Source organism: Streptomyces sporangiiformans (genome assembly GCF_005768555.2).
Lineage (GTDB): Bacteria > Actinomycetota > Actinomycetes > Streptomycetales > Streptomycetaceae > Streptomyces > Streptomyces sporangiiformans.
The window spans coordinates 1-5,175 of record NZ_VCHX02000261.1 but is presented as its reverse complement, the minus strand read 5'-3'; the positions used below and the strand labels follow the sequence as shown (position 1 = coordinate 5,175).

The following is a 5,175-nucleotide window of genomic DNA, read 5'->3' as shown; positions in this document are numbered from 1 at the left end:
ATCGATTCCTTCGACCAGTGGGGCGTCGAGCTCGGCAAGGTCCTCGCCAAGCGCGTCGAACCCGCGCTGACCGCGGGCGCCGAGGTCCCCGGCCTCGACCCGTCGACCACCGCCCTGGTCGCCAAGTACCGGGAACTGCGGGGCCGTTGAGGGACGGCCGCTACGGGGAGTGGGCGGTGCGACGACGTCCGCTTCCCGTAGAATCCCTGGCGATCATGAAGCCGATCGGCCGGGGGAGCGACAGTTGTCAGGTTCGCGGGGGCGATGGACGAGCGACACGCTGACGGCGAGGTCGTTCCTGCAGCCCAAACACGTGGCGAAGGCGGTGTTCCACCCCGCGTGGATACCGGAGCCCGTCGACCAAAACGTGGAGCGGCTCAAGCGCGTGCGCGTCATCGCCGGAGCGGTCGCGGCGTTCGGCGTGTACACCTTTGTGGAGGGCAAGTTCGACTTCACGGAAGTGCTGGAGAACATGCTGACGGCGTCCGTCGTCCTGTTGTTCATCACGCCGCTGACCGTGGGTGTGATGCTCTTCGTGTGGCGGCGCACCGGGACCATCCGCCAGCTGCGGACACCCCTCCTCGGCTCGCTCAAGCTGCTGCTGCTCTTCATCGGCACGGTCGTCGTGACGGTGTTCCTGTGGCAGCTGACGACCTCGCTCCAGGGCATCATGCTGATGCTGCCCGGGCTGGCCGGGCTCTGGCTGACCGGCTTCGTGGCCTACGGAGCGGTGCGGGTGTCCGGAAACTTCTTCGGCTCCGCCGCCGTGCACCGCTGTCTGCCGCCGCTGCTCGCCACGGTGACGACCTGGCTGATGGCCATTCCCGACCTGGTCACGGGTGACCTGCACGGGCTGAGCCTCACCATGGGCATCGTGTTCATCCTGGGCGCGCCGCTGACGGTCACTGCCATCGCCCTCCTGGAGATGAACCGGCTGCGCCGCCGGTACGGGATACGGCTGGGCGCGCACCCCGCCACGATGCCGCCGCTTCCCCAGCCGCCGGCGCACATTGCGAACCCGGGGTTCGTGCCGCCGCAGGGGAACCCCTACGTCCCGCCGGGCCAGCCGTACGCCCCATCCGGCCAGCCGTACGCGCCGCAGGGGCAGCCGTACGCCCCGCCCGGCCAGCCGTACGCGCCGAGCAACGGCAGCCCGTATGCGCCGGGCCACGGCAACCCGTACGCCCTCGGCAACGGCGCCCCGTACAGGCCGTGGCCGCGGAACCCGCACAACCAGCAGGACCCGTACGGCCAAGGGCCGTACGGGTCCTGACGGGGCGTTACGCGAATGCGGTCACGGCGAAGCCGGCGGATACAGCGACCGCGGTAGCTGCGAAGCCGCCGCGGCATCCAGGAGCCACAGCGTCCGGGACCGGCCGTACGCGCCGGCGGCAGGAGCCTGCACCTCGCCCGCGCCCGACAGGGCGATGGCAGCGGCATTCGCCTTGTCCTCGCCCGCGGCCAGCAGCCACACCTCGCGGGCGGCCCGGATCGCGGGCAGCGTCAGCGTGATACGGGTCGGCGGGGGCTTGGGCGCGCCGTGCACGCCCACCACCGTGCGCTCCGTCTCGCGGACCGCGGGCAGCTCGGGGAAGAGCGACGCCACATGTGTGTCCGGGCCGACGCCGAGCATCAGCACGTCGAAGGAGGGGACCGGGGCATGGTTCTCCGGCCCGGCGGCCTTGGCGAGTTCGACCGCGTACGCCTCCGCCGCGGCGTCCGCGTCCTTGCCGTACGGGCCGTCCGAGGCGGGCATGGGGTGCACGCGCTTCGGGTCCAGTGGCACCGAGTCGAGAAGCGCCTCGCGCGCCTGCGTCACGTTCCGCTCGGGGTCGCCCTCGGGCACGAACCGCTCGTCGCCCCACCACAGGTCGAGACGGCCCCAGTCGATGGCGTCCCGGGCGGGCGCGGCCGCGAGCGCCGCGAGCAGGCCGTTGCCGTTGCGGCCACCGGTCAGGACGACCGAGGCGTAGCCGCGCGAGGCCTGCGCGTCCACGACCTTCGTGATCAGCCGGGCCGCGGCGGCCTGGGCCATCAGCTCTTTGTCCCGGTGAACGACCAGCTGCGGAGGGCTCACTGTGTGCCTGCCTTCCTGACCGGGGGCATCTGCGTGGGAGACGGCCGGCCGGCGTCGCTGCCGCCCGACGGAGAGGAGGCGGGCGGCAGAGCCGGCGCGGACGACGCCCGCCCAGGAGAGGCCGAATCCGACGCCGGGCGCGGGGAATCCGACTCCGACGCCCGGCCCTCGGAAGCGGAGTCCGACGCCTGGGGCGGGGAAGGGGAGTCCGGCGCCGGGCCCTCGGAATCCGGGTCCGACAGCGGCGGCAGCGGGGCTGACTCCTCGGCCCATGCGGGAGCCGAGGCCTTCGGCGCGGTCGCCGTACTCCCTCCCAGCCGGTCCACCCCGAACCGCAGCGCCGACGCGTACGTGTCGTCCGGATCGAGCCGTCGCAGCTCCTCCGCGATCAGCTCGGAGGTCTCGCGGCGCTTGAGCGCCACCGCGCGGTCGGGCTGGCCCTGCAGCGTCAGTGTGGCCATCGCTCCGTCCGGCCGGTGCAGCGAGATGGGACCACAGGTCGTCTCCATCCGTACCTCGGTCAGCCCGGGTCCGGAGGAGATCCCGCGCCGGACGTGCACATGCAGCCGGTCGGCGAGCCACATGGCCAGCAGTTCGACGCTCGGGTTGAACTCCTCGCCCTGCACCTCCGCGGAGATGACCTCGCAGTCCACCTGGTCGAGGGCGGCGGCCAGCATGGAGCGCCACGGGGTGATCCGGGCCCACGCCAGGTCGGTGTCGCCCGGCTCGTAGCTCTCGGCGCGGGCACGCAGTTCGTCGGCGGGCTTCTCCGCCGAATAGCTGTCGGTGACCCTGCGCTGTCCCAGGGCCCCCAGCGGGTCCTTGGCCGGGTCGCGCGGGGCGCCCACCGGCCACCAGACCACGACCGGGGCGTCCGGCAGGAGCAGGGGGAGCACGACGGACTGGGCGTGGTCCACGACCTCGCCGTACAGGCGCAGCACCACCGTCTCGCCGGTGCCGGCTTCCGCGCCGACCCGTACCTCGGCGTCCAGGCGCGACTTCGTGCGGTCGCGGGGGGAGCGGGAGACGCGCCTGATGACCACGAGGGTGCGCGAGGGGTGCTCGCGGGATGCCTCGCTGGCGGCCTTCAGGGCGTCGTAGGCGTTCTCCTCGTCGGTGACTATGACGAGGGTGAGGACCATGCCGACGGCGGGTGTGCCGATGGCCCGGCGGCCCTGGACGAGCGCCTTGTTGATCTTGCTGGCCGTGGTGTCCGTGAGGTCTATCTTCATGGGCGACGCCAGCTCCGTCCGTCTCGATCGAGCATTTCGTCGGCCTCGACGGGCCCCCACGTTCCGGACGGGTACTGTGCGGGCTTGCCGTGCTTGTCCCAGTACACCTCGATCGGGTCGAGGATCTGCCAGGACAGCTCGACCTCCTCGGTGCGCGGGAAGAGGTTCGAGTCGCCGAGCAGGACGTCGAGGATGAGCCGCTCGTACGCCTCCGGGCTGGACTCCGTGAAGGACTCGCCGTACGCGAAGTCCATCGAGACGTCCCGGATCTCCATCGAGGTGCCGGGCACCTTGGAGCCGAAGCGGACCGTGATGCCCTCGTCGGGCTGGACGCGGATGACGATCGCGTTCTGGCCCAGTTCCTCCGTCGCCGTGTGGTCGAAGGGGGAGTGCGGGGCGCGCTGGAAGACGACTGCGATCTCGGTGACGCGACGGCCCAGGCGCTTGCCCGTACGGAGGTAGAAGGGAACCCCGGCCCAGCGGCGGTTGTCCACCTCCAGCTTGATCGCCGCGTAGGTGTCGGTCTTCGAGTTGGGGTCGATGCCCTCTTCCTCGAGGTATCCGACAGCCTTCTCGCCGCCCTGCCAGCCGGCCGCGTACTGCCCGCGGACCGTGTACGTGCCGAGATCCTTCGGCAGCTTCACGGCGCCGAGGACCTTGGTCTTCTCGGCGGCGAGCGCGTCCGCGTCGAAGGAGGCGGGCTCCTCCATGGCCGTGAGGGCCATCAGCTGGAGCAGGTGGTTCTGGATGACGTCACGGGCCGCGCCGATGCCGTCGTAGTAGCCGGCACGGCCGCCGATGCCGATGTCCTCGGCCATCGTGATCTGTACGTGGTCCACGAAGGACCGGTTCCAGATCGGCTCGAACATCTGGTTGGCGAAGCGCAGCGCCAGGATGTTCTGGACCGTCTCCTTGCCCAGGTAGTGGTCGATACGGAAGACCTGGTCCGGGGCGAAGACCTCGTGGACGATCGCGTTGAGCTCCTCGGCCGACTTCAGGTCGTGGCCGAACGGCTTCTCGATGACCGCGCGCCGCCAGGAACCACCCGTCTGGTCGGCCAGGCCGTGCTTCTTCAGCTGCTGGATGACCACGGGGAAGGCGGACGGCGGCACGGAGAGGTAGAAGGCGAAGTTGCCGCCCGTCCCCTGCGCCTTGTCCAGCTCGCCGATCGTGTCGCGCAGCCGCTCGAACGCGGCATCGTCGTCGAATGTGCCCTGGACGAAGCGCATCCCCTGGATGAGCTGCTGCCAGACCTCCTCGCGGAAGGGCGTCCGGGCGTGCTCCTTGACGGCGTCGTGGACCTCCTGCGCGAAGTCCTCGTGCGCCCACTCGCGGCGGGCGAAGCCGATGAGCGAGAAGCCCGGCGGCAGCAGACCACGGTTGGCGAGGTCGTAAACAGCAGGCATCAGCTTTTTACGGGACAAATCGCCCGTGACCCCGAAGATGACGAGGCCCGACGGCCCCGCGATACGCGGGAGCCGTCGGTCCGCCGGGTCACGCAGCGGATTGCTGCTTGACAAGATTTCAGCCCTCCGAGGGGGCGAGGCGCTTGAGCTCCGCCTCGGTCGACTTGAGCAGGTCGTTCCAGGACGCCTCGAACTTCTCGACGCCCTCGTCCTCCAGAAGCTGCACCACGTCGTCGTAGGCGATCCCGAGCCTCTCGACCGCGTCGAGGTCGGCCCGGGCCTTCTCGTACGTACCGGCGATGGTGTTGCCCGTGATCTGACCGTGGTCCTCGGTGGCCTCCAGCGTGGCCTCCGGCATGGTGTTCACCGTGTTCGGCGCGACCAGCTCGTCGACGTACAGGGTGTCCTTGTACGCCGGGTCCTTGACGCCGGTCGAGGCCCACAGCGGGCGCTGCTTGTT

Annotated in this window: 6 protein-coding genes; 2 read left to right on the top strand and 4 right to left on the bottom strand. The window is 70.7% G+C overall.

The window, feature by feature from the left end; genetic code table 11:
- The coding region (locus FGD71_RS35560; RefSeq protein ID WP_140936034.1) for a hypothetical protein at positions 1–150 on the top strand (150 nt) is incomplete at its 5' end.
- Positions 151–244: 94 nt separating this feature from the next.
- Positions 245–1,273, top strand: a complete 1,029-nt coding sequence (locus FGD71_RS35555; protein WP_119104674.1) for a hypothetical protein — start codon at positions 245–247, stop codon at positions 1,271–1,273.
- A 21-nt stretch (positions 1,274–1,294) separates the two neighbouring features.
- Here the strand turns inward: FGD71_RS35555 and pgl are convergent, their stop codons facing one another.
- From pgl to FGD71_RS35535, 4 genes are all read right to left on the bottom strand, one after another.
- Positions 1,295–2,077, bottom strand: a complete 783-nt coding sequence (pgl, locus tag FGD71_RS35550; RefSeq protein WP_119104673.1) for a 6-phosphogluconolactonase — start codon at positions 2,075–2,077, stop codon at positions 1,295–1,297.
- On the bottom strand, positions 2,074–3,309 hold the full coding sequence (gene opcA, locus FGD71_RS35545; RefSeq protein ID WP_119104672.1) for a glucose-6-phosphate dehydrogenase assembly protein OpcA: 1,236 nt from the start codon (positions 3,307–3,309) through the stop codon (positions 2,074–2,076). Before opcA ends, pgl begins: the two co-directional genes overlap by 4 nt.
- Positions 3,306–4,832, bottom strand: a complete 1,527-nt coding sequence (gene zwf / locus FGD71_RS35540; protein WP_420878380.1) for a glucose-6-phosphate dehydrogenase — start codon at positions 4,830–4,832, stop codon at positions 3,306–3,308. Before zwf ends, opcA begins: the two co-directional genes overlap by 4 nt.
- Before the next feature lies 1 nt (position 4,833).
- On the bottom strand, positions 4,834–5,175 hold a 342-nt coding region (locus FGD71_RS35535), incomplete at its 5' end, for a transaldolase family protein (protein ID WP_276147178.1).